21 protein-coding genes are annotated in these 25,739 nt (G+C 73.2%); 18 read left to right on the top strand and 3 right to left on the bottom strand.

Features of this window, described 5'->3' with window-relative positions; all coding sequences use genetic code 11:
• Positions 1 to 24: 24 nt before the first annotated feature.
• Together HHX35_RS01360 and HHX35_RS01355 are read right to left on the bottom strand one after the other, a co-directional pair.
• Positions 25 to 1,281, bottom strand: coding sequence for a DUF58 domain-containing protein (locus HHX35_RS01360; RefSeq protein WP_182897209.1), 1,257 nt, complete (start codon positions 1,279 to 1,281; stop codon positions 25 to 27).
• A gap of 62 nt (positions 1,282 to 1,343) precedes the next feature.
• Positions 1,344 to 2,324 (bottom strand): MoxR family ATPase, encoded by a 981-nt coding sequence (locus HHX35_RS01355; protein WP_182897208.1) that lies wholly within the window; start codon positions 2,322 to 2,324, stop codon positions 1,344 to 1,346.
• 489 nt (positions 2,325 to 2,813) lie between these two features.
• On the opposite strand from HHX35_RS01355, the gene mraZ reads away from it, so the two are divergent.
• The 18 genes from mraZ (at position 2,814) to HHX35_RS01265 (ending at position 24,517) form a co-directional block, all read left to right on the top strand.
• Positions 2,814 to 3,245, top strand: a complete 432-nt coding sequence (gene mraZ / locus HHX35_RS01350) for a division/cell wall cluster transcriptional repressor MraZ (protein WP_079318531.1) — start codon at positions 2,814 to 2,816, stop codon at positions 3,243 to 3,245.
• A gap of 280 nt (positions 3,246 to 3,525) precedes the next feature.
• Entirely contained in the window at positions 3,526 to 4,449 is a 924-nt protein-coding gene (rsmH, locus tag HHX35_RS01345) for a 16S rRNA (cytosine(1402)-N(4))-methyltransferase RsmH (RefSeq protein WP_182897207.1), read from the top strand.
• Positions 4,446 to 5,246 carry a hypothetical protein gene (locus HHX35_RS01340; RefSeq protein WP_182897206.1) on the top strand — a complete coding sequence of 267 codons (801 nt, stop codon included), beginning with the start codon at positions 4,446 to 4,448 and terminating at the stop codon, positions 5,244 to 5,246. Before rsmH ends, HHX35_RS01340 begins: the two co-directional genes overlap by 4 nt.
• 929 nt (positions 5,247 to 6,175) lie before the next feature.
• Positions 6,176 to 7,906 (top strand): penicillin-binding protein 2, encoded by a 1,731-nt coding sequence (locus tag HHX35_RS01335; RefSeq protein WP_310738835.1) that lies wholly within the window; start codon positions 6,176 to 6,178, stop codon positions 7,904 to 7,906.
• A 79-nt stretch (positions 7,907 to 7,985) separates the two neighbouring features.
• Positions 7,986 to 9,557 carry a UDP-N-acetylmuramoyl-L-alanyl-D-glutamate--2,6-diaminopimelate ligase gene (locus tag HHX35_RS01330; RefSeq protein WP_182897739.1) on the top strand — a complete coding sequence of 524 codons (1,572 nt, stop codon included), beginning with the start codon at positions 7,986 to 7,988 and terminating at the stop codon, positions 9,555 to 9,557.
• Positions 9,558 to 9,620: 63 nt separating this feature from the next.
• Positions 9,621 to 10,988 (top strand): UDP-N-acetylmuramoyl-tripeptide--D-alanyl-D-alanine ligase, encoded by a 1,368-nt coding sequence (gene murF / locus HHX35_RS01325; protein ID WP_182897204.1) that lies wholly within the window; start codon positions 9,621 to 9,623, stop codon positions 10,986 to 10,988.
• On the top strand, positions 10,985 to 12,061 hold the full coding sequence (gene mraY / locus HHX35_RS01320; protein WP_139574426.1) for a phospho-N-acetylmuramoyl-pentapeptide-transferase: 1,077 nt from the start codon (positions 10,985 to 10,987) through the stop codon (positions 12,059 to 12,061). The genes murF and mraY overlap by 4 nt, the downstream gene beginning before the upstream one ends.
• Complete coding sequence (gene murD / locus HHX35_RS01315) at positions 12,043 to 13,419, top strand: UDP-N-acetylmuramoyl-L-alanine--D-glutamate ligase (protein ID WP_182897203.1); 1,377 nt, start codon at positions 12,043 to 12,045, stop codon at positions 13,417 to 13,419. The genes mraY and murD overlap by 19 nt, the downstream gene beginning before the upstream one ends.
• Entirely contained in the window at positions 13,416 to 14,876 is a 1,461-nt protein-coding gene (gene ftsW / locus HHX35_RS01310; protein WP_182897202.1) for a putative lipid II flippase FtsW, read from the top strand. Before murD ends, ftsW begins: the two co-directional genes overlap by 4 nt.
• 1 nt (position 14,877) lies before the next feature.
• Positions 14,878 to 15,957, top strand: coding sequence for an undecaprenyldiphospho-muramoylpentapeptide beta-N-acetylglucosaminyltransferase (gene murG, locus HHX35_RS01305; protein ID WP_139574423.1), 1,080 nt, complete (start codon positions 14,878 to 14,880; stop codon positions 15,955 to 15,957).
• Positions 15,954 to 17,378, top strand: coding sequence for a UDP-N-acetylmuramate--L-alanine ligase (gene murC / locus HHX35_RS01300; RefSeq protein ID WP_182897201.1), 1,425 nt, complete (start codon positions 15,954 to 15,956; stop codon positions 17,376 to 17,378). The genes murG and murC overlap by 4 nt, the downstream gene beginning before the upstream one ends.
• Positions 17,379 to 17,409: 31 nt before the next feature.
• Positions 17,410 to 18,081 (top strand): FtsQ-type POTRA domain-containing protein, encoded by a 672-nt coding sequence (locus HHX35_RS01295; protein WP_182897200.1) that lies wholly within the window; start codon positions 17,410 to 17,412, stop codon positions 18,079 to 18,081.
• Positions 18,082 to 18,328: 247 nt separating this feature from the next.
• Positions 18,329 to 19,786 (top strand): cell division protein FtsZ, encoded by a 1,458-nt coding sequence (gene ftsZ / locus HHX35_RS01290; RefSeq protein ID WP_182897199.1) that lies wholly within the window; start codon positions 18,329 to 18,331, stop codon positions 19,784 to 19,786.
• Between the two features lie 33 nt (positions 19,787 to 19,819).
• Complete coding sequence (locus tag HHX35_RS01285) at positions 19,820 to 20,533, top strand: YggS family pyridoxal phosphate-dependent enzyme (protein WP_182897198.1); 714 nt, start codon at positions 19,820 to 19,822, stop codon at positions 20,531 to 20,533.
• A gap of 134 nt (positions 20,534 to 20,667) precedes the next feature.
• Positions 20,668 to 21,195, top strand: a complete 528-nt coding sequence (locus tag HHX35_RS01280) for a cell division protein SepF (RefSeq protein ID WP_182897197.1) — start codon at positions 20,668 to 20,670, stop codon at positions 21,193 to 21,195.
• Positions 21,196 to 21,299: 104 nt separating this feature from the next.
• Complete coding sequence (locus HHX35_RS01275; RefSeq protein WP_220504880.1) at positions 21,300 to 21,566, top strand: YggT family protein; 267 nt, start codon at positions 21,300 to 21,302, stop codon at positions 21,564 to 21,566.
• Positions 21,567 to 21,615: 49 nt separating this feature from the next.
• Positions 21,616 to 22,479, top strand: a complete 864-nt coding sequence (locus HHX35_RS01270) for a DivIVA domain-containing protein (RefSeq protein ID WP_079318308.1) — start codon at positions 21,616 to 21,618, stop codon at positions 22,477 to 22,479.
• A gap of 46 nt (positions 22,480 to 22,525) precedes the next feature.
• Positions 22,526 to 24,517 (top strand): hypothetical protein, encoded by a 1,992-nt coding sequence (locus HHX35_RS01265; RefSeq protein ID WP_182897196.1) that lies wholly within the window; start codon positions 22,526 to 22,528, stop codon positions 24,515 to 24,517.
• Between the two features lie 262 nt (positions 24,518 to 24,779).
• Here HHX35_RS01265 and HHX35_RS01260 read toward each other — a convergent pair whose 3' ends face one another.
• Positions 24,780 to 25,625, bottom strand: coding sequence for a helix-turn-helix domain-containing protein (locus tag HHX35_RS01260; RefSeq protein ID WP_182897195.1), 846 nt, complete (start codon positions 25,623 to 25,625; stop codon positions 24,780 to 24,782).
• Positions 25,626 to 25,739 lie beyond the last annotated feature (114 nt).

Below are 25,739 nucleotides of genomic sequence, written 5' to 3'. Positions count from 1 at the left end.
CTCCGTCACGCCGGAGCGGCCGGCTCAGGCCGCGCTCCTCTTGTTTCCGGCCTCCGGCCACACGCCGGCGAGCGAGGCACCGGCGGGCAGGTCGAGCACCCGCCACCCGGCACCGGTCAGGACCGAGCGCGCGGCCCGCGCGTTCTCGTCGGCGACGGCGTCCCAGGAGGCCCCGTTCCCGGAAGCGCGGTCCCAGGAGGCGAGGTCGAGCAGGACCGCGACGGCGGTCACGCCCGAACGCCTGAGCTGGGCGAGCGTCCGGGCCTCCTCCGGGTCGAGCGCCCCGAGGACCGCGATGATCAGCCCCTCCCCGCCGCCCTGGCGCAGCGCGCCGACGCCGTGCTCCAGCGAGCGCGCCGTGCTCTGCCGGATGACGGCGAGCGTGTCGAGCAGCGACCACGACTGGCCGGTGTCCACCACGTGCCGCGCGCCCTGGTCGGTGACCAGGCGCAGGGCGAGCCCCTCCGCGGACAGGTGCACGCCGATGGACGCGGCGGCCGAGACCGCGACCTCGAACGACGAGCGCGGCCCCTCGCCCCGGTGGGCGTGCCTGCGGGTGTCGAGCAGCAGCGCGCCCCGGCTCTGCAACTCCTGCTCCTCGCGCCTGACCATCAGCTCGCCGTGCCGCGCGGTCGAGCGCCAGTGGACCCGGCGCAGGTCGTCGCCCTGGCGGTACTCGCGGGGCGCCACGTCGTCGTCGCCCGCCGCCGCGACCGACCGCGTACGGCTGTCGCCGCCGCCGCTGTACTCGCCCGACAGGCGCACCGGCGGCAGCGGCACCACCTCGGGGGTGACCACGAGCGTGTCGGTGATGGTGAAGGAGCGAGTCAGCTCGACCAGCCCGAACGGGTCGGCGATCCGCACCGAGAGGGGCCCGATCGGGAAGCGTCCCCGCAGGTCCGAGCTCACCTTGTAGTCGATCTCCCGGACGCCGCGCGACTCCATCCGGTCGAGGACGAACCTCGGCCGCGTGCCCAGCGCGTACTGCAGGGTGTCCTCCACCAGCAGCAGCCCGGTGGGCAGCCGGGTGACGTTCTCCAGCCGCAGGGTGACCGTGCTCTCCTCGCCGGCCTGCACCCGCGCCGGGCTGAGCCGCCGGGCGGAGGCCAGACGGTATCGCGTGCGCGCGACGACCATCGACGCGATCAACGGCATCGCGATGATCAGCACGGCCACGCGCAGCAGGTCCTGCTCCCCGAGGACGAGGGCGCACAGCAGGGCCGCCACGCCGGAGGCGAGGAACGAACGTCCCCGCGGGGTCAGAGCCTTCAGCCCGGTCATGGGCCCTCCGTCACTTGCTCACTGTCACATCGCCGGGCGTACGCCCGGCTCACTCGCGTCCGCTACTTGGCGTCGGGGACGGGGACGCGCCGCACCAGCTCGCCGACGAGCTGTTCGGGGTGGCGGCGCTGCCCCTGCGCCTCCATGCTCGGCAGCAGGCGGTGCGCCAGCACGGGGACGGCCAGGTCCTGCAGGTCGTCCGGGATCACGTAGTCGCGGCCGGACAGCGCGGCGTGGGCCCGCGCGCTGCGCACCAGATGAAGGGTGGCCCGCGGGGAGGCGCCGAGCCGCAGGTCGGGGGAGTGCCTGGTGGCGGCCACCATCTCGACGGCGTAGCGCTTGACCGGCTGGGAGACGTAGACCGCGCGGACGGCCTGGATCAGCGCGGCCACCTGGGCCGTGGTCGCGACCGGGTCCATCTTGTCCAGCGGCTGGGAGGCGCCGTGCACGTCGAGCATCTCCAGCTCGGCGGCCGGCTCCGGGTACCCCATCGCGATCTTGGCGGTGAAGCGGTCGCGCTGCGCCTCGGGGAGGGGATAGGTGCCCTCCATCTCGATCGGGTTCTGCGTCGCGATGACCATGAACGGCGACTCCAGCGCGTAGGTCACGCCGTCGACCGTGACCTGATGCTCCTCCATGCACTCCAGGAGGGCGGACTGCGTCTTCGGGGAGGCGCGGTTGATCTCGTCCCCGACGACGATGTTGGCGAAGACCGGTCCGGGCTTGAACTCGAACTCCCGCGTCTGCTGGTTGTACGCGCTGACTCCGGTGATGTCGCTCGGCAGCAGGTCGGGGGTGAACTGGACGCGCTTGACCGGGCAGTCGATCGAGCGCGCCAGGGCCTTGGCGAGCATCGTCTTGCCCACGCCGGGCACATCCTCGATCAGCAGGTGGCCCTCCGCCAGGAGCACGGTGAGAGTAAGGCGGACGACGTCGCTCTTGCCCTCGATCACTGATTCGATCGAGTTGCGGATCCGGTGGGCGGTGTCGATCAGATCCTCGAGCCGGGCTGAAGCATCGGTGACGTCGGGAGTTACTGCCACCAGGCCTCCATGAGGGTGCGTCCCCGAGAATGGGGCGTTAAACGTTCCTTTTCCATTCTGTGTACTGACCCTATGTCCCCTCTGGTTCTCGGGCGACTTTGTCCGGAAATCCGGGTGAACTGCCCACAGTGTTGTGGCATCTCTTCACGGTCACGTGGCGCGTTCGTCCGAATCCCGTGACACGTGAAGCCCGGCCGCCCCGGCACGCTCCACTTCCCCCCACCGGTTTCCCCCACCGGGCCCCGGCCGCCGCCGGGAACCCCGTACGCGCCGGGGTTTCCGCGGGGCCGACACGCCCGTGCGCGGGCCGGGGGGCGCCGCGGCGCCCCACTCCGACCCACCCCATTTCACCTGCGAAAACGCCGCCGATTTTGAATGCCGACACGCTCAGAATCAGTTGACGGTGGGGAGAAGTGGAGTATGGTGGTGCGCAGTGGAGGGCAGGGGCTATAGCGCTGAGCGCTCCACAAGGCACAGGAGGTGGGTCCGGTGTTCCTCGGCACCCACCACCCGCGCCTCGACGACAAAGGACGGCTGTTCCTGCCGGCGAAGTATCGCGAGGAGCTGGCGGAGGGTCTGGTGATCACCAAAGGCCAGGAGCGCTGCCTCTACGTCTTCCCCGTAGAGGAGTTCCAGCGCATCACCGAGGCCCTGCGTACCGCTCCGGTGACGGCGAAGGCGGTCCGCGACTACAGCCGTGTCTTCTTCGCCAGCGCGTCCGACGAGGTGCCGGACAAGCAGGGACGCATCACGATTCCCCAGACGCTGCGGCGGTACGCCGGGCTGGAACGTGACTGCGTCGTGATCGGCGCCAACACGCGGCTGGAGATCTGGGACGCCCAGGCATGGGACACCTACCTGGAGGCTCAGGAGCAGGCATTCTCCGATCTTTCGGAGGAGGTGCTGCCCGGGATTCTGTAGATCGGTCCTTTCTTTTGATCAATTGACCCGTCGGTGACGTTCGGCGAGGTCTCCACCCGCTCCCATGTGGCAGCTGATGCACCTTCCCCGGTGTCAGACGCCACGGCCGACGCGGATGGGGACCTGGCCGGACGGGTCGGTTCTCAGGGAACCGGCATGGGTGGGGGTCCGTTGGGTAGTCACCGGCGGCACAGCCGCGAATCCGCGAGTACTGCGGCGTAAATGGGGGTTGGAAGCGTTGTCGTACGAGCCCGGTCAGCCGGGTGGTCACGTTCCGGTCATGCTCGATCGCGTGCTGGAGTTGCTCGCTCCGGCGTTGTCCGGACCGGAGCCGGTGGCCGTGGACGCCAACCTCGGTCTCGGCGGGCACGCCGAGGCGCTTCTGGCCGCCCACCCCTCTCTCCACCTCGTCGGCATCGACCGCGACCCCACCGCCATCGAGCGTTCCACCGCCCGGCTCGCGCCGTACGCGGACCGGATCACTCTGGTGCGCGCCGTCTCCGACGACCTGGCCGACGTGCTCCGTGACGCCGGACGGCCCCGCGTGGACGCCGCGCTGTTCGACCTCGGCGTGTCCTCCCCTCAGCTCGACGAGGCCGAGCGCGGTTTCGCCTATTCCTACGACGCCCCCCTCGACATGCGGATGGACCGCGAGCAGGAGCTCACCGCCGAGCGTGTGGTGAACACCTACTCCGCCGCGGACCTCACCCGCATCCTGCGCGACTACGGCGAGGAGCGCTTCGCGGCACGCGTCGCGAACCTCATCGTCAAGGAGCGCGCCAAGGACCCCATCACCAGCACGAAACGGCTTGCCGACCTGGTCCGCGCGGCGATACCCGCCGCCACGAGGCGGACCGGGGGCAACCCGGCGAAGAGAACGTTCCAGGCGCTGCGCATCGAGGTGAACGGAGAGCTGTCGGCGCTCGAGCGCGCGCTCCCCGCCGCGCTCGACGCGCTGGTGCTGGGCGGGCGCGTGGTCGTGCTCGCCTATCACTCCCTGGAGGACCGGCTCACCAAGCAGGTCCTCGTGGCGCGAACCAGGGACACCAGCCCCCCCGGGCTGCCGGTCCCCCTGGAGGCTCACCAGCCCCGGTTCCGCCTTCTGACGAGGGGAGCGGAGCTCCCGGACGACGAGGAGGTGGCCCGCAACCCGCGGGCGGCCTCGGCCCGCTTGCGGGCGGCAGAGAGGATCCGCGAGGGATGAGGACAGAGCAGGAGAGCAGGAGGGCGGCCGGGCGCACGGCCGCGCCGCCGCGCGTACCCGGCCGCACGCCGGGCCGGACCGCCGCGACGGCGGGCGAGGCCGTCGCCGCTCCGGAGAAGCGCCGCGTCCGCCCCGGCGCGCCCACAGCGGGCGACGACCGCACGCGCGAGGCCGTCCCGGCTCCCCGCGGCGGCGCGGAGAGCCGTCGCGGGGAGGCCGCCCCGGCTTCCCGGCCTGGCGCTGACGGCCGGCTCCGTCGTGAGGCGGTCCCGGCCCCCCGGAAGGCTCGTACGGCCGCCCCCGCCGCTTCCGGCACAGCCGCGCCCGGCACGGCCGGATCCCGCACGGCCACCCGTCCCGCGCCGTCCCGTGAGGCCCGGGGCCTCACCGAGGTCGCGCCCGCTCCGCGGCGCGTCCGGCGCGGCGGAGCGGAAACCCGGCCGGCGGCGACCGCGCGTGCCACAATGGCGCGGCGGGCGTTCCGGCGGCCGCCGCGTGCGCCCTTCGTGCTGCTCGTCGTGGGCCTCATGTGCGGCGGCCTGGTGACCCTCCTGCTGCTGAACGTGGTCCTCTCGCAGGACTCGTTCAGGCTGAGCGACCTGCAGTCGAGCATCGACGAGCTACACGAGCAGGCCGCGGAGCAGGAGAACCAGCTCCGCCAGTGGACGCAGCCGGGCCCGCTGGGCGATCAGGCCGCGGCGCAGGGTCTCGAACCCGACACGTCGGCGCCGGAGTTCATCGACGCGGGCGGCGGCGCGGCGCAGGAGCAGGCCCAGAAGGAGGGCACGGACCGGTGAGAGACAGCGGCCGGAACCCGGGTCCCGGCCGCGGGGGTCCCAGCGGGCGAGGCGGTGGCCAGGGCCCGGGCGGTGACAGGAGGAGCCCGGGCTCCCCGGGGCGGCCGTCCCGTCAGGACGGGCCGCCGAAGCCTGGACGTCCCGGCAGACCCGCCGACCCCGGACGCGACGACGCGACGGGCGGCACGACCGGCGGAACGGCACGGCGCGGCAGGACCGGCGGTGCCCCGGAAGGCGGAGGCAAGCAGGGCGGCGGCCGGGCCGACGGTGCGCGCGACGCCGCGGGCGGGCGCGACGACGCCCGGAACGGCCGCACCGGCGAGTCGCCCGGGAGGCGCCGGCCGGCGCCGGGCGGATCCGTCCCGCCCTCTCGCACGCCGCGAAGGGGCGAGCCCGGCGTGCCCGGCGGCGGCCCGCGCCGCGCCGTCGCGCAGCACCCGGCCCCGGGTGAGGGGCGTCCGCGTGGCGCGCGCGCGAGCGGATCCGGCGACGACGGGGACCGGCCGCGTGGCGCGGGATCCGGGCAGTCGCCGGCGGGTGCGCCAGGAACCTCTGACCGCCCGCGTGGCGGCGCGCCGGGTCACGGCGCGCGGGGAGCCGCGTCCGGCGCTCCCGGCCGCCCACGCACCGCGGCCGCCGGCGACCCGCGTTCCGGCGGCCCAGCAAAGTCCGGCGCTTCCGGAAAGTCCGGTGCTCCCGGCAGACCCGGCGTCCCGGGAACATCGGGAACGTCCGGCGACGCCGTTTCGGCGAGGGCAGGGGCTCCGGGCAGGACCGGCGCACCGCGGCCGTCCGCGCCGGGAGCGCCCGGCGGGACCGGCGCGGGCCGTCCCCGTAGCGGCGGCACCCCGCCGCGCCGGGAGCGTCCGCAGGGACCGCAGCGTTCTTCAGGCCCGCCGGGCCCGCCGGGCCCGCCACGTCCGCCCGCCGTGCTCCGGCTGGGCAACCCCGCCCGGAGGCTGAGGGCGGCGCTGGTGGTGATGGCGATCGTGCTGTCGCTGTTCGCCGGCCGGCTGGTCCAGCTCCAGGGCTTCGACTCCAAGGTGCTCCAGGCGAGGGCGGCGGAGCAGCGCGTGCGGCCCGAGACGCTGCCGGCGCGGCGCGGCTCGATCACCGACGCCGGGGGCCACGACCTCGCCGTGACGGTGGAGGCCAGGGAGATCTACGTCGACCCCAAGGACGTCGACCCGGACAAGCGCGACCTGGTCGCCACCACGCTGGCACGGGAGCTGAACAAGCCCAAGGAGGAGATCGCCGCCGCGCTGGCCAAGACCACCCAGCGGTACATCCCGCTGGCCCGTGGCGTCGAGCCGCCGCGGGCCAAGCGCATCATGGGCTTCGAGCTCAAGGGCGTGGGCATGAAGGAGACCTATCGCCGCCTCTATCCCGGGGGCTCGCTCGCGGGCGGCCTGCTCGGCTTCGTCGGCGTCGACGGCAGGGGCCTGGAGGGCCTGGAGAGCGCGTACGACGACATCCTGGCGGGCAAGGACGGCAAGCAGAGCGTCGAGCTCGGCGCGAACCGGCAGCGCATCCCGATGACGCGCAGCCAGCGCGAGGCGCCGGTGCCCGGACGGGACGTGCGCCTGACCGTCGACAGGGACATCCAGTGGGCCGCGGAGCAGGCGCTCGACCGGCAGGTCCGCGCGACGGGGGCGCGCAGCGGCAGCGTGATCGTCATGGACGTGCGGACCGGGCAGATCCTCGCCATGGCGAACGCGCCCCAGGCCAACCTCAACGACTGGCAGTCGGCCCCGGCCGAGGACCGCGCCAACCGCGCGGCGTCCGAGGTGTTCGAGCCGGGCAGCACCAACAAGGTGATCACGGCCGCGGCGGCGATGGAGGCGGGCGTCGTCACCCCCGACACCGTCTTCCGCGTGCCCGACCACATCCAGTGCGCCGACCAGCAGCTCAAGGACGCCCACCCGCACAAGCCCGAGCCGCTGACGTTCACCGGGATCCTCGCCGAGTCGAGCAACGTCGGCACGATCATGGTATCCGAGAAGATCTCCAGCCAGCGGCTGTACGACATGTTCCGGTCCTTCGGATTCGGCGCGCGCAGCGGATCGGGTGTCCCCGGCGAGCAGGCCGGCCTGCTGCCGCAGTGGCAGACATGGTCGGGCAGCCAGCGCTGTACGATCGCCTACGGCCAGGGCATCTCGGTCACCGCGCTGCAGATGGCCAGCGTCTACCAGACGATCGCCAACGGCGGAGTGCGGGTGACCCCCTCGATCGTGGCGGGCACCACCGACGAGCACGGCGCGTTCGTCCCCAGCCCCGCCGCCAAGGGCACGCGGGTGATCAGCGAGACCACTGCCAGGAAGATCGCCCTGATGCTGGAGGCCGTGGTGGGCCACGAGGGCACGGGAGAGGAGGCCTCGATCGAGGGCTACCGTGTCGCGGGCAAGACCGGCACCGCCATGCGATACGACGAGAAGTGCGCGGGATACTGCGGGTACACCGCCACGTTCGTCGGCTTCACCCCCGCGGACCAGCCACGGCTGATGGCCCTGGCGGTCATCCAGGACCCGAAGAAGGACCACTACGGCGGCTCCGTCGCCGCCCCGGTGTTCAAGGACGTCATGACTTTCGCGTTGAAGAGCAGGAAGATCCCGCCGACCGGTACGAAGGCGCCCGCGATGGTCCTTCGCCCGTCGGAGTGACGGCGGAGTGACCGGAGCAGGAGTGGCCGGGGCGAGCGACGGAGGGGGGTACGCTCTCGCCGTGCGTTCCCCGTCGTCCATGCGTCCCGAGGCCGTCCAGGCCCGTCCGCTGTCCGCGCTGGCGTCCCTGCTCGGCACGTCGTCGGCCGTCCCGTCCCCCGGAGCGCGGGCGGTGCGCGGCACGGTCACCGGAATCACCCTCGACTCGCGCCGGGTGCGGCGCGGCGACCTGTACGTGGCCGTGCCCGGCAACGCCCGGCACGGCGCGGAGTTCGCCGGCGACGCCCTGGCATCGGGTGCGACGGCCATCCTGACCGACGAGGAGGGCCGCGACCGGGCCGCCGCCACCGGGCTGCCGGTGCTCGTCGTGCCCGACCCGAGGGCGGTGCTCGGCGAGGTCGCCGCCTGGGTGTACGGCAGGCCGGCGGCCGGCATCACGCTCATCGGCGTCACCGGCACCAGCGGCAAGTCCACCTCGACGTTCCTGCTGGAGGCGGGCCTGCGGGCGGCGGGTCACCGCACCGGCCTGGTCGGCGGCGTGGAGATCCGCGCGGGCGACGTGCGGTTCACCCCCGAGCTCACCACCCCGGAGGCGACCGACCTGCAGGGGCTGTTCGCGCTGATGCGCGAGCGGGGCGTGAGCGCGGCGGCCATGGAGGTCTCCAGCCACGCCCTGGCGCTCGGCCGCGTGGACGGCCTGTTCTACGACGTGTCGATCTTCACCAACCTCTCGCAGGACCACCTGGACTTCCACCGCGACCTGGACGACTACTTCGCGGCCAAGGCGCGGCTGTTCACCCCCGAGCTCAGCCGGGCGGGCGTGGTGAACATCGACGACGCCCACGGACGGGAGCTGGCCGCCACGGCCAAGATCCCGATCACCACGTTCTCCGCCGCCGGGGCGCCGGAGGCCGACTGGCGCGCCGAGGACGTGCGCCTCGGCTCCGCCGGCAGCACGTTCCGCCTGGTCGGTCCCGGCGGGGTCGAGGCCGAGGTGTCGGTGGCCCTGCCCGGCCCGTTCAACGTGGCCAACACGCTCGGCGCGCTGGTGGCGCTGGTGGAGGCCGGGGTCCCGCTGCAGGCCGCCGTGACCGGCGTGGGCGAGTTCGGCGGCGTGCCGGGCCGGATGGAGCGGGTGCCGGGCGCGGACGACGTCCAGGTGATCGTGGACTACGCGCACAAGCCGGGCGCGGTGGAGTCGGTCCTGTGCTCGCTGCGCGCCGTGCTGGACGACGGGCCGGGAGGCCGCCTGGTGATCGTGCTGGGCTGCGGCGGCGACCGCGACCGCGGCAAGCGCCCGATGATGGGCGAGGCCGCCGTCCGCCTCGCCGACCTGGCCGTGTTCACCAGCGACAACCCTCGCACGGAGGACCCGCTCGCGATCCTCGCCGCGATGCTGGAGGGCGCACTGCGGGTACCCATCAAGGAGCGGGGCCACGTGGTCGTGGAGCCGGACCGGGCGGCCGCCATCCGCCTGGCGATCGGCGGTGCGGCGCCCGGAGATGTGGTAGTTGTGGCCGGCAAGGGACACGAGCAGGGGCAGTATGTCGGGGGCGAGGTCGTTCCCTTCGACGACCGCGAGGTGGCCGCCGCGGCCATCGCGGAGCGGAGCCGGGCGCGGCGGGCGGCGCGAGAGGCCGCCGATGCGTGAGCCGATGCCGGGCCGTGCCCTGGCGGCCGAGTTAGCGACGCGAAAGAGAGCAGGAAAGACACCATGATCCCGATGCCGCTGGCCCGGGTCGCCGAGATCACGTCCGGAGCGCTGAACGGGGCGGCCGACCCCGCGGCCGTGGTCCGGGGGCCCGTCGTGATCGACTCACGGGCGGCCGGACCGGGCTCGCTGTTCGTGGCGATCAAGGGTGAACGGGCCGACGGGCACGACTTCGCCCGGCAGGCCCGCGACGCCGGCGCCGCCGCCGTCCTCGCCACCCGGCCCGTCGAGGCGCCGGCCGTGATCGTGGGCGACCCGCTCGCGGCCCTGGCCTCCCTCGCCACCGCCGTGCTGTCGGAGCTGTCCGGCACGACCGTGGTCGGGGTGACCGGATCCGCGGGCAAGACCACGACCAAGGACCTGCTGGCCGGCCTCGCCGCCCGGCTCGGCCCCACGGTCGCCCCCGTCGGCTCGTTCAACAACGAGATCGGCCACCCGCTGACCGTCCTCAAGGCCGACGAGACCACCCGGTTCCTGGTCCTCGAGCTGAGCGCGCGCAACATCGGCCACATCGCCTATCTCGCGAGGATCGCCCCGCCGCGCATCGGCGTCGTGCTCAACGTCGGCACCGCGCACCTCGGGGTGTTCGGCGGCAAGGAGGCGATCGCGCAGGCGAAGGGCGAGCTCGTCGAGGCGCTGCCCGCCGACGGGGTGGCCGTGCTCAACGCCGACGACCCGCTGGTGCGCGCGATGGCCGGCCGTACGAGCGCGCGGGTGACCTACTTCGGGCGCTCGCCGGAGGCGCACGTGCGGGCGGAGGACGAGACGCTCGACGCGACCGGCCGCGCCTCGTTCACGCTGCGCACGCCGTCCGGCACCGCTCCGGTCCGGCTGCGCCTGTACGGCGCGCACACGGTGGAGAACGCCCTGGCCGCCGCGGCGGCCGCGCACGAGCTGGGGCTGCCGGTGGCCGACATCGCCGAGGAGCTGTCGGCGGCCGAGCCGCGCAGCCGCTGGCGGATGGAGGTCACCGAGCGGCCCGACGGCGTGACCGTGATCAACGACGCCTACAACGCCAACCCCGACTCCATGCGGGCCGCGTTCGGCAGCCTCGCGGTGATGGGGGAGGGGCGGCGGCGGTTCGCGGTGATCGCCGCGCTGCGCGAACTCGGCGAGGACAGTCCGGCCCTGAACGAGGACCTCGGGCGGCTGGCCGCGGGCGCGGGCCTGGAGGCGGTCGTCGTCGTGGGGGAGGACGCCGAGCCGGTGCTCCGGGGCGCGCCCGGCGCGATCCACGTCCCGGACGCCCCGGCGGCGGCGCGGGAGTTGTCGGACCGGCTCGCGCCGGGCGACGTGGTGCTGGTGAAAGGGCCGCGTGCGGCCGGACTCGAGCGGGTCGCCGAGGCGATCCTCGGAGGTGACGCCCGGTGAGGAACATCCTCATCGCGGGGGCGATCTCGCTGATTCTCTCCATGGTCGGCACGCCGCTGGCCATCCGGCTGTTCGCCCGCAGGGGCTACGGCCAGAACATCCGGGAGGAGGGCCCGTCGGGACACTACGACAAGAAGGGCACTCCCACGATGGGCGGCACGGTGATCGTCATCGCGTCGCTGATCGGCTACTTCGTGGCCCACGGGGCGACCGTCTTCTCGGCCGTCGGCGACCCCCCGACGGCATCGGGACTGCTGGTGCTGTTCCTGATGACGGGCCTCGGCGCGGTCGGCTTCCTCGACGACTTCATCAAGATCTACAAGCAGCGGAGCCTGGGCCTGCGCAGCGGCGCCAAGGCGGGCGGGCAGCTCGTCGTCGGGGCGATCTTCGCGGTGCTCGTCCTGCGGTTCCCCAACGCCTACGCCGTGACCCCCGCGGAGACGCGCGTGTCGTTCCTGCGGGACATCGGGCCGTCGATCGGGCTGATCGGGTTCATGATCTGGGTCGTGTTCTTCATCGTGGGCTTCTCGAACGCGGTGAACCTGACCGACGGCCTCGACGGCCTGGCATCCGGCGCCACCTGCCTGGTCCTCGCGGCGTACGTGCTGATCGGCAACTGGCAGCTGCGCAACAGCTGCACGACGGTCGGCTTCGGCCCCAACTGCTACTGGGTGCGAGATCCGCTCGACCTGGCGGTGGTCGCGGCGGCGGTGCTGGGCGCCTGTCTGGGCTTCCTGTGGTGGAACGCCCCGCCCGCCAAGATCTTCATGGGTGACACCGGCTCGCTGGCCCTCGGCGGCGTGATCGCCGGCCTGGCCTTCACCACCCGGACCCAGCTCCTGCTCGTCATCCTGGGCGGCCTGTTCGCGATCATCACGATGTCGGTGATCATCCAGGTCGGGTCCTTCAAGCTCACCCGCAGACGCGTCTTCCGGATGGCGCCACTCCAGCACCACTTCGAGCTGTCGGGCTGGGCCGAGACGACGATCGTGGTGCGCTTCTGGCTGATCGCCGCCTTGTGCGTCGCCGCCGGTCTCGGACTGTTCTACCTCGAATGGATGCCGAAACAGTGAACGTCGTCGTCGCCGGCCTCGGCGTGTCGGGCGCCGCCGCGGCGCGGGCCCTGGCGGCGCGCGGCGAGCGCGTGACCGTGCTGGAGGCCGCGGACGGCGAGCGGCAGCGCGCGACGGCCGCCGAGCTCGCCGAGCTGGGCGTGGAGGTGCGCTTCGGCGAGCCCGCCCTGCCCGCCGCGACCTCGCTCCTGGTCACCTCGCCGGGCTGGCGTCCCACCCACCCGCTGCTCGTCGCCGCCGCGGACGCGGGCGTCGATGTCATCGGGGAGGTCGAGCTGGCCTGGCGGCTGCGGCAGGAGCCCGCGGCCCCCTGGCTGGCGCTGACCGGCACCAACGGCAAGACCACCGCCGTCCGCATGCTCACGTCCATGCTGTCCGCCGCCGGGCACAAGGCCGTGGCCGTGGGCAACGTCGGCGTCCCCATCGTCGAGGCCGTCGACGGGCCGTACGACGTGCTGGCCGTGGAGCTGTCGAGCTTCCAGCTCCACTGGTCCTCGACCCTGGCCCCGCTCGCGGCGGCCGTGCTCAACGTGGCGCCCGACCACATCGACTGGCACGGCTCCATGGAGGAGTACGCCGCGGCCAAGGCGCGTATCTTCGCGGGAGCGGGGACGGTGGTCTACAACGCCGACGACGCGTCGTCGTCCCGCCTGGCCGAGCCGTACGCCTCACGGGTGGGCTTCACGCTCGCCGTGCCCCGGCCCGGGCAGCTGGGAGTCGTGGAGGACCTGCTGGTCGACCGGGCCTTCGTGGCCGACCCGGCGACCTCGGCGGAAGAGCTGGCCTGCCTCGCCGACGTGCGGCCGTTCGCGCCGCACAACGTCTCCAACGCGCTCGCCGCCGCCGCCCTGGCCCGCGCGTACGGCGTGCCGCCCGAGGCCGTACGGCGCGGCCTGCGGGAGTTCACGCCCGACCCGCACCGGATCGCCCACGTGGCCCGGGTCGGCGAGGTCGACTACGTGGACGACTCCAAGGCGACCAACCCGCACGCGGCCGCCGCGTCCCTGGCCGCCTACGAGTCGGTCGTGTGGATCGCGGGCGGCCAGCTCAAGGGCGCCGACATCGACGACCTCGTGCGGCAGGCCGCGCCCCGGCTGCGCGGCGCGGTGCTGCTGGGGACCGACCGGGATGTGATCCGCCGCGCATTGGCGCGACACGCCGCGAATGTCCCCGTGGTGGACGTGCCGGGGCAAGACACTGGGGTCATGGACCGTGTCGTCACCGAAGCCGCCCGGCTCGCCACCCCGGGTGACACCGTGCTGCTCGCCCCCGCCGGGGCGTCACTGGACATGTTCGCGAGTTACGGAGCGCGTGGGGAGGCCTTCGCCCGAGCCGTGCGGCGGCTGGCGGCCCGGTGACGGGCCCCGCGACCGGCCCCGCGACCGGCCCCGCCGGCGCCGCCACCGCCCGGAAGGCGGAACGCCAGGGGCCCGAGCCCGTCGGCTGGGCCGCCGCCCAGCTCGCCGCCCTGCGCGAGCTGCTCGCCCGCCCGCTGACGTCCTACCACCTGGTGCTCGGGTGCAGCGCGCTGCTGCTGGCGCTCGGGCTGATGATGGTGCTGTCCGCGTCGAGCATCGAGGCGCTGCAGCGGACCGGCGACCCGTTCTACTGGTTCCTCAAGCAGGTCACGTCGGTGGCGATAGGGCTTCCCCTGATGTGGGTCTGCTCCCGGTTGCCGCAGAGGTTCTTCCGCCTGGCCGGCTATCCGCTGATGGGCCTGTCGATCCTCGGCCTGCTGATGGTCATCTTCCTCGGCCAGGAACTGCTGGGCGCCCAGCGGTGGATCGTCATCGGCCCGTTCTCGGTCCAGCCGTCGGAGCCGGCGAAGCTGGCCCTGGTGCTGTGGGGCGCCGACCTGCTCGCGGCGCGGGCGCGCGCCGGCCGCATCGAGTGGCGCCAGCTGCTGATCCCGCTGATGCCGGGCGTGGCCCTGCTGGCCGTCCTGGTCATGCTGGGGCGCGACCTCGGCACGACGCTCGTGCTCATGATGATCTTCCTGGCGCTGCTGTGGGTGGTCGGCGCGCCGGTGCGGCTGTTCGGCGGGATTCTCGCGCTGCTCGCGCTGGCGACCGCCACTATGATCGTCGTCGAGCCGTACCGGCTCGGCCGCCTCACCGGCTTCATGCACGTGTGGGAGACCGCGCAGAACGAGGGGTTCCAGTCCGCCCAGGGACTGATGGCCATCGGCTCCGGCGGCTGGTTCGGCCTCGGGCTCGGCGCGGGCCGGCAGAAGTGGAACTACGTTCCGCACGCGGAGAGCGACTTCATCTTCTCGATCCTGGGCGAGGAGCTCGGGCTGATGGGGACGCTCGTGGTGGTCGCGCTGTTCGGCCTGCTCGGGTACGCCGGGCTGCGCATCGCCATCCGGACGAAGGACCCCTTCGTCCGGCTGTCGGCCGCCGCCGTCACCGCCTGGATCGCCGGTCAGGCCGTCGTCAACATCGGCGCGGTCATCGGGGTCTTCCCGGTCACCGGCATCCCGCTGCCCCTGGTGTCGTACGGCGGATCGGCGCTGCTGCCGACGCTCGCCGCGCTCGGCATGCTGGTGTCGTTCGCCAAACAGGAGCCCGGAGCGCCCGAGGCGCTGGCCGCCCGTGGCCCGGGACCGGTCGCGCGGGCTCTAAGCTGGCTTGGCCTGAACGGCCGCGCCGGGCGGCGGCCCGTGATCTCGCGGGCACCGGCCCGTCAGCAGGCGGCACGGCCGCGGACGGCACGAAGAGGAACGACAGGGAACGGACGCGGCAACATTCGCGAGAAGATCCGGGAAGACGTCCGCGAGAACATCCGCGAAGACGTCCGCGAGAACAGGGAGTGACATGAGGGTGGTCCTCGCCGGCGGCGGGACGGCCGGCCATATCGAGCCGGCGCTCGCGCTGGCCGACGCGCTTCGCCGGCTCGACCCGAGGATCGGCATCACCTGCCTCGGCACCGAGCGCGGCCTGGAGACCCGCCTGGTGCCCGCCCGGGGCTACGAACTCGAACTCGTGCCCGCCGTGCCGTTGCCCCGCTCGCTCAGCCCCCAGCTCCTCACCGTGCCAGGCCGCCTCGCCGGGTCCATCGGCAGCGCCGCGGGCATCCTCGACAAGGTCGGCGCGGACGTCCTGGTCGGCTTCGGCGGGTATGTCGCCACGCCCGGCTACCTCGGCGCCCGGCGGCGCGGCGTGCCGATCGTGGTCCACGAGGCCAACCCCCGGCCCGGCCTGGCCAACCGGCTCGGCGCCCGCCTCACCGAGCACGTCTTCACCGGCCACCCGGACGCCGTGCTCCCGAACGCCGAGTACATCGGCATCCCGCTGCGCCGCGAGATCAGCATGATGGACCGCCTGTCGATGGGCGACAAGGCGCGGTCGTACTTCGGGCTGGAGTCCGACCGGGTGACGCTGCTCGTGTTCGGCGGCTCCCAGGGCGCCCGCTCGATCAACCAGGCGGCGCTGGAGGCCGCGCCCTACCTGCGGGCGGCGGGCGTCCAGGTGCTGCACGTGATCGGGCCCAAGAACACCGTCGAGGCGGAGCTCCCGCCGGGCGACCCGCAGTACGTCATCCTGCCGTACGTCGACCGGATGGACCTCGCCTACGCCGCCGCCGACCTCGTGCTGTCCCGCGCGGGCGCCATGACCTGCGCCGAGCTCACCGCCGTGGGGCTGCCCGCGGCGTTCGTGCCGCTGCCGCACGGCAACGGCGAGCAGCGCCTGAACGCCGAGCCCATCGTGCGGGCCGGGGGCGGCCTGATGGTCGACGACGCGAACCTGTCGGCCGCCTGGATCGTCCAGACGCTGCTGCCGATCCTGAACGACCCCGAGCGTGTGGTCGCGATGTCCGAGGCCGCATCGCGGATGGGCCGCAAGGACGCCGACATGGCGCTCGCCCGCAAGGTGCTGGAGATCGCTCACCGATGAGTCTCGTCAAGCTCGTGGATCCCGTCCCGGCGGCCGACCTGGGGCGGGTGCACTTCATCGGCATCGGCGGCGCCGGGATGTCCGGCATCGCCCGGATCCTGCTCAAGCGGGGCGTGCCGGTGTCGGGCAGCGACGCGCGGCCCTCCGAGCTGCTGGCCGAGCTGCGCGAGCTGGGCGCCGTCATCCACGTCGGCCACGCCGCCTCCCACATCAAGGAGGTGGACACGGTCGTGGTGTCCACCGCCATCCGCGACTCCAACCCCGAGCTGGGGGAGGCGTTGCGGCAGAACCTGCGGGTGATCCCGCGCGCCGCCGCGCTGGCCTCGGTCATGACCGGCCGCACCGGCATCGCCGTCGCCGGCACGCACGGCAAGACCACGACGACCTCGATGCTGACCGTGGCCCTGCAGAAGTGCGGCGAGGACCCGTCGTACTGCGTCGGCGGGCAGCTCGTGACGACCGGGCTCGGCGCCGACGACGGCGCGGGCGAGGTGTTCGTGGCGGAGGCCGACGAGAGCGACGGCTCGTTCCTCATGCTCGCGCCGCGCATCGCCGTGGTGACCAACGTCGAGGCCGACCACCTCGACAACTACGGCGACCCCCAGGCCGTCCACGACAGTTTCGCCCGCTTCGTCGAGCGGATCGGGTCGCTGCTCGTGGTGTGCGCCGACGACCCGGGCGCCGCCGCCCTCGTTCCCGTCGCGCGTGAGCGCGGCCTCACCGTCGTCACGTACGGCGAGAGCGCCGGCGCCGACCTGCGCACGACCGACGTGGTGCCGCGCGGCCTCGGCGTGGAGTTCGGCGTGGAGCTCGGCCCCGCCGTGCCCGGGGGAGCGGGACACGGCGAGGTGCGCCTCGCGGTGCCGGGCCGGCACAACGCGCTCAACGCCACCGCGGTGATCGCCGTGGCGCTCCACCTCGGCCTGCGCTTCGACGACGTCAAGGAGGGCCTGGCCGCCTTCACCGGGGCCAAGCGGCGGTTCGAGTCCAAGGGCGAGGCCGCGGGCGTGACGGTCTTCGACAGCTACGCCCATCATCCGACCGAGCTGACCGCCGACCTGCGTGCCGCCCGCGACGTCGTCACCGGCGACGGCCGGGTCATCGCGGTCTTCCAGCCGCACCTCTACTCGCGCACCCGGTTCTTCGCCGACGAGTTCGGCGCGGCGCTCGGCCTCGCCGACGAGGTGGTCGTGCTGGACGTGTACGGCGCGCGCGAGGACCCCGAGCCGGGGGTCTCCGGCGCGCTGGTCGCGGGGAAGATCCCGCTTCCCGCCGAGCGGGTCGTCTACGCGCCCGACCGGCAGGCCGTGCCCGCGCTCGTCGCCGGCCGGGCCCGCGCCGGGGACATCGTGCTGACGATGGGCGCGGGAGACGTGACGGAACTCGGCCCGAAGATCGTCGCGGAGCTGTCCGCCCGGTGATACGGGCCGTGCTCCGGAGCGTGGGGGACCGGTGAGGCGGGCCGTCCGGCGTTCGGCCCTCGCGACCCTGCTGACCGGCGGGGTGGTGGGCGTCGCCACGTGGGTCGTGTTCTTCTCGCCCGTCCTCGGCGTGCGGGAGGTCGAGATCACCGGCAACAGCCGGATCCCCGCCGAGCAGCTGCGGCAGGCCGCGGGGGTGCGCACCGGCACACCGCTCGCCACCGTCGACCTCGCCGGGGTCGAAGGGCGGCTGCGGGCGATGCGCGCGGTCGAGTCGGCCACCGTCGACCGCGGCTGGCCGGGAACGCTGCGCATCAGCGTGGTCGAACGCGTCCCCGCCGCCGCCGTGCCCATGGGCGTGACGACCGCGGTGATCGACCGGTACGGCGTCGTCCTGCAGCAGGTGACCGTGGCCCCGCCCCGGCTGCCGGTGCTGCGCGTCCAGCGGGCCGCCGTGGACGACCCCGCCACCAGGGCCGGGCTCACCGTGCTGCGGGCGCTGCCGGAGAGCGTCCTGCAGCGCCTGCGCGAGCTGCGCGTCTCCTCACCACGGTCGATCACGCTCAAACTCACCGACGGCCGTACGGTCGTATGGGGAGACGCGGGGCGCTCGGCGCAGAAAGGACGTGTCCTGCTCGCCGCCCTCGCCAAGCCGGGAACCAGCTACGATGTCAGCTCGCCGCAGGTGGTGACGGTCAAGTGAGATATCTCACGGGCCGCGGACGCATGATCCGGGACCGCCTTTCAGCGGGGCGTCGTGTGAATAGGACAGCGCGCGACACGCCGGACGGCCTTGCGGCGCGGTTAGTTGACCCTGGGGGACGCGCAACCCTACTGTCCGTATCAATCCTCAGGTTGACATAACTCTAAATCTCAACTTGAGGGTGAGAGTTCAGAAGACGGCGGGCCTTGCCCGCATGAAACGCAAACGAGCGGAAAGGCCCCTCGTCGTGGCAGCACCGCAGAACTACCTCGCGGTCATCAAGGTCGTCGGCATCGGCGGCGGCGGAGTGAACGCCGTCAACCGGATGATCGAGGAGGGACTCAAGGGCGTCGAGTTCATCGCCATAAACACTGACGCCCAGGCGCTGCTGATGAGTGACGCCGACGTGAAGCTCGACGTGGGGCGCGAGCTCACCCGGGGTCTCGGCGCGGGCGCCAACCCGGAGGTGGGCCGCAAGGCCGCCGAGGATCACCGGGAGGAGATCGAGGAGGTCATCAAGGGCGCCGACATGGTCTTCGTGACCGCGGGCGAGGGCGGCGGCACCGGGACCGGCGGCGCGCCGGTGGTGGCCAGCATCGCCCGCTCGCTCGGCGCGCTCACGATCGGCGTGGTCACCCGGCCCTTCAGCTTCGAGGGCAAGCGCCGGGCCATGCAGGCCGAGGCCGGCATCGAGACCCTCCGCGAGGAGGTCGACACGCTGATCGTCATCCCGAACGACCGGCTGCTGTCGATCTCCGACCGCCAGGTGAGCGTGCTCGACGCGTTCAAGGCCGCCGACCAGGTGCTGCTGTCCGGTGTGCAGGGCATCACCGACCTCATCACCACGCCCGGTCTGATCAACCTGGACTTCGCCGACGTGAAGTCGGTCATGTCAGGCGCGGGCTCGGCCCTCATGGGCATCGGCCACGCCAGGGGCGACGACCGGTCGGTCGCCGCCGCCGAGATGGCGGTCTCCAGCCCGCTGCTGGAGGCGAGCATCGACGGCGCCCACGGCGTGCTGCTGTCCATCGCGGGCGGCTCCGACCTGGGCCTGTTCGAGATCAACGAGGCGGCCCAGCTCGTCAGCAACGCCGCCGCGCCCGATGCCAACATCATCTTCGGCACGGTCATCGACGACGCGCTCGGCGACGAGGTGCGGGTGACGGTCATCGCGGCCGGGTTCGACGAGCCCGAGCCGGCCAAGGCGGTGGCCGCGCCGCTGTCGCGGCCCCAGCAGGCCCGTCCGGCGCCGGCCGCGCCCGCGGCCCGTCCCGCGCCCGCCCCGGCCAAGCCGGAGCCGCGTGCGGAGCCCGCGCAGCCGCCGGTGCGTCCGATGAGCAGCATGGCGCAGCCCGCGCCGGCGCAGCCCGCGACTCCGCCGGTGACCCAGCTTCCGATGAACACGCTTCCGGCGAACCCCGTGCCGCCGCCGGCCCAGCCCGCGAGCCAGCCGGTCCAGCAGGCGACGTCGCAGGCCGCGTCCGCGCCGCAGGCCCAGCAGGCTGAGCCGGTCACGCCGTTCCCGCGCGACGCGGCGGCCGACGGCGGGCGCGACCAGGGCGCCACCGGGCCGCTGTCGATCCCGCGCCCGACTCCCGAGCCGCCGACCCCGATCACCTCCAGGACCGCTCAGCCGGGTCCCCGGCGTCCGGTGGTGTTCGAGGAGCAGGAGGAGGAGCTCGACGTGCCGGACTTCCTCAAGTGACGCTGGACGTCGGTGCGGCCGGGGGCGCGCTCCGTGGGTGACCGGCGCGAGGAACTGGCCGCGGCGCTGGACGAGGTGGAGCGGCGCATCGACGACGCCTGCCGGGCCGCGGGCCGGTCGCGGTCGGAGATCACCCTGATCGCGGTGACGAAGACCTACCCGGCCTCCGACGTGCGGCTGCTCGCGGAGCTGGGCGTGTCGCACGTCGGCGAGAACCGCGACCAGGAGGCGGCGGCCAAGGCGGCCGAGTGCGGCGATCTCGGCCTCACCTGGCATTTCATCGGCCAGTTACAGACGAACAAGGTCCGCTCGGTCGCCTCCTACGCGCACATGGTCCACTCGGTGGACCGCCCCCGTCTGGTGGACGCGCTCAGCCGCGAGGCCGTACGCGCGGGGCGCGAGGTGGACTGCCTCATCCAGGTCGACCTCGACGCCGCTCCGGGTGAGGGCGGGGCCGGGCGGGGCGGCGCCGCACCGCAGGAGGTGCCGGCGCTCGCGGGGCTCGTCGCGAAGGCGGAGGGGCTGCGCCTGCGGGGGGTCATGGCGGTCGCCCCGCTGGGGGAGGACCCGGCCGCCGCGTTCGCCCGGCTGCGGACCGTCGCCGAGCGGGTCCGCGAGGAACACCCCGCCGCCGATGTGATATCGGCCGGGATGAGTGGAGACATCCCCCAGGCTGTGGCGAACGGCGCGACACACCTGCGAGTCGGTACGGCGTTGCTCGGCCGCAGAAAGCCCTTCGTCAGGTAATGTCCCCCAAGTGGACCATGGTGTCCGCGCTCAGGTAGAGGTCGATCAGCGGTGAGCTCCAAGGGGGGTACGGCTACCGCCCTGGCCTTCCGAAGGGACCTTGAAGGCACCAGTAAAGCGGAGGACGACGAGCGATGGCCGGCGCGATGCGCAAGATGGCGGTCTACCTCGGTCTCGTGGAGGACGACCGCTACGAAGACAGGTACGCGGCAGAGTACGGCACCGACGAGGAGTACGGCGACGAGGAGTTCGAGTCGCCGCGGCGCGGCTTCGCCGGCCCCTCGGGCGCGCACTCCGGGCCCTTGGAGCGCGAGGACGACACCGAGACGGCCGTCCCCGCTCCGCGTCCCCCCACAACCGTGCTGGAGCGCCGTACGACCGATCTGGCGCGCATCACCACCCTGCATCCCCGCACGTACAACGAGGCGCGGACGATCGGCGAGCACTTCCGCGAGGGCACGCCGGTCATCATGAATCTGACAGAGATGGTCGACAGCGACGCCAAGCGCCTTGTCGATTTCGCGGCAGGTCTCGTCTTTGGCCTACACGGCAGCATCGAACGTGTTACCAACAAGGTGTTCCTGTTGTCCCCCGCCAACGTTGAGGTGACCGCCGAGGACAAGGCCAGAATCGCGGAACGCGGCTTCTTCAACCAGAGCTAGAGTTCCATACATGAACAGTGACCGGCTGAGCGGTGCCCGTGCGGCCCGAGGGCGGCTGGACCGAGGGGAGGCGGGGCTCGACCGTGGGGATCATTAGCGAGATCTTGGTCATCGCCCTGACCCTCTTCCTGGTTCTGCTGATCGGCAGAATGATCATAGATACGGTGCAGGCGTTCGCCCGCGCCTGGCGGCCCACCGGGGTCGTCCTGGTGCTGGCGGAGGCGGTTTACACAGTGACCGACCCGCCTCTCAAGTTCCTCCGCCGTTTCATTCCGCCCCTCAGGTTGGGTACGGTGGCCTTTGACCTGAGCTTCACAGTGCTGTTCATTGTGGTTTTGGTCTTGATCCAAGTCGTGAACGCGCTTCGTTGATCGGGTACCGTCCGACCGGACAGACTCCAAGCGCGCCAAGGAGACCCAAATGCCGTTGACGCCCGCCGATGTGCGGAACAAGCAGTTCAGTACCACCCGGCTGAGGCCGGGGTACGACGAGGAGGAGGTCGACGCGTTCCTCGACGAGGTCGAGGCCGAACTGGACCGCCTCATCCAGGAGAACGAGGAACTCCGCGCGAAGCTGGCCGAGTGCCTCAGGGGCAAGGTTCCCGGGGGCATGGGCATGCCCGGCTCCATGCAGATGGCGCCCGCTCCCGTTGCCGAGCCGAAGCCCGAGATGATGGCCCCCCAGCCGGAGCCGATCAAGCCTCCGGAGCCGGCCCGTCCCGAGCCGGTGCCCGTCGGCATGGGCCTGCCGCCCGCCGAGGACAACATGGACACCGCGGCCCGCGTGCTCGCCCTCGCCCAGCAGACGGCTGACCAGGCGATCGCCGACGCCCGTCGCGAGGCGGACGAGACCGTGACCCGCGCCCGGCGTGAGGCCGACGACATCCTCGGCAAGGCCCGCCGCCAGGCCGAGCAGATCATCGGCGACGCCCGTGCCCGCGCCGAGACGCTGGAGCGCGACGCCCAGGAGCGGCACCGCCAGGCCATGGGCACCCTCGTGCAGACCCGCGACGAGCTGGAGCGCAAGGTCGAGGAGCTGCGCAGCTTCGAGCGCGAGTACCGCAGCCGTCTCAAGCTGTACCTGGAGAACCAGCTCGCCGAGCTGAACGTCGCGGGTGAGGGCAGCGGAGGCTTCCCGATCGTGGGCGCCGCCCCCGCCATGGCCCACGCCGTCGCCCCCGGTCCCCAGCAGATGACCGCCGCCCCCAACCCGTTCGGCCAGGAGCCCTCGCAGCACTCCGGCGCCTTCCCCGGACCCGACGGCCCCCACAACGACCGCCGGTAAGCAGTGGCGGGTCCTCACAGGGACCCGATAGCTCGGAGAACCCCCCGTGATCCTCATCAGTGCCGCACTGGTCCTCGCCGCAATCGTCCTGCTCATCGCGGGCGTCGTGCTGGGGACACCCCCTCTAGTGATGTGGTCGATCGTCGTCAGCGTGCTGTCGGCGGTCTGCCTGCTGATCGGGGCACTGCTGAGGCGCCATGAGCTGTTCCCTGCCGGTGGGCGTGCCGCCGAGGGAACCGCTCCCACCCCCCAGGGTTCGTCCGTGCCCCAGCTCGCGCACGTCGGTGCCGTGAGCGGGGCGTACGGCGGAGCCCTCGCCGGGGCACCGGCGCATCCGGTGGCGACGCCAATGGTGGCGGCCCCGCCGGTCACGCATCACGGGGCATTGCCCCCGCAGGCCTTCCCACCTCCGCCGCCCCAGCGGACGGGACCGCTCATGCGGCCGCCGGCCGGCTCCGGCCGCGGCCTCGCCCCCGACGCGATCGTTCTCGTGATCCCCGGGCGCAAGCGCTTCCATCTGGCCACCTGCCGCCAGCTCGCCGGGCGTGAGACCGAGGAGCTCACGCACGAGGAGGCCCGCGAGGAGGGCTTCACCCCCTGCACCACCTGTCTCCCCGAGATCTCCACCCGTACGGCGGAGCCGGAGGAGGCCCCCCTCCGCGACGACGCGGCTCGCGACGAGAGCCTGCGCGCGGAAGCCGCTCCCACGACCACCACGCCTTCGGCCGCGACCTCCGGCACGACCGGCCAGGAAGCGTCCCGTTCCACGCCCGCTGATCGCGAGCCGCCCGTCGCGCGGTTCCCTCAGCCCGGCGTCCCGGGGCCGCGCCTGCCCGAGTCGTCCGCCCCTGAATCGTCCGGCCCCGAGTCGTCCGTTCCCGGTGCGTCAGGCCCTTCCACGGCTGGCCCGTCCACGCCCTTCGGCGGCAAGCCGTCCGACGACGAAGCGCGCGAAGAGCCCGGTGAGACGGCGGAAAAGGCGTCAGGGAAGACCGCCGACGACGGCGAGGCCGACGAGGAAGACGGTCCGGCGCGCGACACGGCTTCCGAGGCCGGCGCCGGGAGCGAGGGGGACGAGCACACGCCGGTGGACTGGTTCGCCCGGAGCGGGTCGCCTGAGTCCGGCACCGAGACGACGGCGCCGCGGCGGCCTGCCACCTCCACGCCGCCGTCCTCGCCTTCCGATTCCTCCTCCGCCGCGTCTTCGGGGTCGTCGTCCGGATCCTCCGCGCCGTCCTGGCCTTCTGCCACGTCATGGTCCGCACCGGCCTGGTCTCCGTCGGCGGCAGGATCGGCGTCGGGCCAGGCGGACGACGAGACGGACGACTCACTGACCGACACCGCGGAGCACGACTGGTTCAGGCCCGGCAGGGTCCCCCTGCCGTGGGACCCCGCACGGCCCAAGGCGGCCGGGGAAGCGGAGAAGGAAACCCCGTCGTCGGGGGACGGCGAGTCCGAAGGACCCGCGGCCGCGGACAAGGCTCCGGGTGCGGGCTCGCCGCGGAAGGCCACCTCTTCCCGGGCGGACGACGAGCAGGCCCGTGACGACCAGAGCGACTCCGGCGACGCGGACGCGCAAGCGGCGTCCCGTCCGGAGAACGTCCCCACGCCCCCGCGTGCGAGGACCGGAAAGCCGGTGGAGCCGGCAGAGACCCGCGGATCCGGGCGCGCCGGATCCGCGGCCTCGGCCGGCTCCACCACCGGCTCCACCGAGGAGGAGGACGGCGCCCGGCAGGACGACGGCGCCTCCGGAGCGGCCCCCGCGGGAACGGCGGCCATGCCCGGGCCCGGTGGCACGGACGAGGACAGCACGGACAAGGGCGGCGAGGACCGCGGCGGGTCCGGGAGTGAGACCGACGCGGCCGAGCCGTCCGCGGACGGGGACACGCGGGTGCGCGTCATGGTCGGCACGCGGCGCTACCACGAGGCCGGTTGCCCCCTGATCAGCGGAATGGGCGACTCGGGCATCGAGACCATGACACGGGCCGAGGCCGACGAGGCCGGCCTCACCCCCTGCTCGGTCTGCCAGAACGGCTGAGACGCGGTCTGCGCATTCGACGGGGCGCGATGTGGGTGCGCCGCTCTTTCCGCCTCGGCGTGGTCACGTAGGCGTCCCTGGCGGGCACCGCTCCCACCCGGATCGGCTAGTGCCGCGACCGCCAAGGTTTGCCCGGACGGAGCGGTGTCGGTCACCTTCTTTCGCGCGATGACCACACGGCCGGGGCGCCCGTCTGACCAGGGGTTTTGCCAGGCTGGGTGGTGACACACGCCGATGGGGCCGGTCGCCGACCGGCCCCATCTCAGCGTTCCGCCGGGGACCGCAGCTCGGCGCGCGCCCAGGCCGCCAGCAGGTGGACCGCCGCCTCGGTGGCGCCGTCGGCAGCGGGGACGAGCACGACCAGCCGCTGCCGGGGGTCGCCCGCCGGCACGAAGTTCTCGTAGCAGAACGTGATCGTGCCCAGGGCGGGATGCCGGAAGCTCTTGGTCCCGGAGGTACGGACGTCCACCTCGCGGGCGTTCCACAGCCCGCGGAAGGTCTCGCTGCCGTCGCCGAGTTCGCGGACCAGCCCGGCCAGCTCGGCGTCTTGGGGGTGCAGCCCCGCGGCCACCCGCAGCTGCCCGGCGGTCGCGGCGGCGACGTCGGCCCACTCGACGTAGAAGTCCCTGCTTCCCGAGTCGAGGAACAGCCGCCTGGCCAGGTTCGCCCGTACGGGCGAGGCGGTGTCGAGGGCGAAGAGGCGGGCCGCGACGGCATTGGCCGCGAGGACGTCGAACCGGTCGTCGATGACCATGGCGGGCGTGTGGATCAGGCCCAGCATCCGCACCAGCTCCGGCCGGGCGTCCTGGGGCCGGGCCGCACGCAGGGGACGTTCCCGCACGGCGAGCGTGCGCAGGTGCTCGCGCTCCACGTCGTCAAGGCGGAGCGCCGCGGCGAGGGCGTCGAGCACCTCGGACGACGGCCGCGCGGCCCGCCCCTGCTCCAGCCGCTGGTAGTACTCCACGCTGATCCCGGCGAGCTGCGCGACCTCCTCCCGGCGCAGCCCCCGGACCCGGCGGCGCGGCCCGGCGGCGATCCCTGCGGTCTGGGGTGTGATTCGGCCCCGGCGGGACCGGAGGAAACCCGCCAGCTCGTGTCGATCTCCCACGACGCCCAGTATGTCGGCTTTTTCGCGGCCCGCGGCGGGCTCAGGGTGGCCCTGCCGGTACCCGTACAAGCCGGGCCTGGGCCGCCCGCCGTGCGCGCGGGAGGCTGACTCTCG

Source organism: Microbispora sp. H10830, from assembly GCF_014161375.1.
GTDB lineage: Bacteria > Actinomycetota > Actinomycetes > Streptosporangiales > Streptosporangiaceae > Microbispora > Microbispora catharanthi.
Note: the sequence above shows the minus strand (reverse complement) of the source record. Positions and strands in the feature narration are given on the sequence as shown.

Bases quoted from the DNA above. Each gene is read 5' to 3' on its own strand.
- HHX35_RS01360 (WP_182897209.1), bottom strand. From the start codon at position 1,281: ATGACCGGGCTGAAGGCTCTGACCCCGCGGGGACGTTCGTTCCTCGCC.
- rsmH (WP_182897207.1), top strand. From the start codon at position 3,526: ATGCTCGATCGCGTGCTGGAGTTGCTCGCTCCGGCGTTGTCCGGACCG.
- HHX35_RS01340 (WP_182897206.1), top strand. From the start codon at position 4,446: ATGAGGACAGAGCAGGAGAGCAGGAGGGCGGCCGGGCGCACGGCCGCG.
- HHX35_RS01330 (WP_182897739.1), top strand. From the start codon at position 7,986: ATGCGTCCCGAGGCCGTCCAGGCCCGTCCGCTGTCCGCGCTGGCGTCC.
- murF (WP_182897204.1), top strand. From the start codon at position 9,621: ATGATCCCGATGCCGCTGGCCCGGGTCGCCGAGATCACGTCCGGAGCG.
- murD (WP_182897203.1), top strand. From the start codon at position 12,043: ATGGATGCCGAAACAGTGAACGTCGTCGTCGCCGGCCTCGGCGTGTCG.
- murG (WP_139574423.1), top strand. From the start codon at position 14,878: ATGAGGGTGGTCCTCGCCGGCGGCGGGACGGCCGGCCATATCGAGCCG.
- murC (WP_182897201.1), top strand. From the start codon at position 15,954: ATGAGTCTCGTCAAGCTCGTGGATCCCGTCCCGGCGGCCGACCTGGGG.
- HHX35_RS01280 (WP_182897197.1), top strand. From the start codon at position 20,668: ATGGCCGGCGCGATGCGCAAGATGGCGGTCTACCTCGGTCTCGTGGAG.
- HHX35_RS01270 (WP_079318308.1), top strand. From the start codon at position 21,616: ATGCCGTTGACGCCCGCCGATGTGCGGAACAAGCAGTTCAGTACCACC.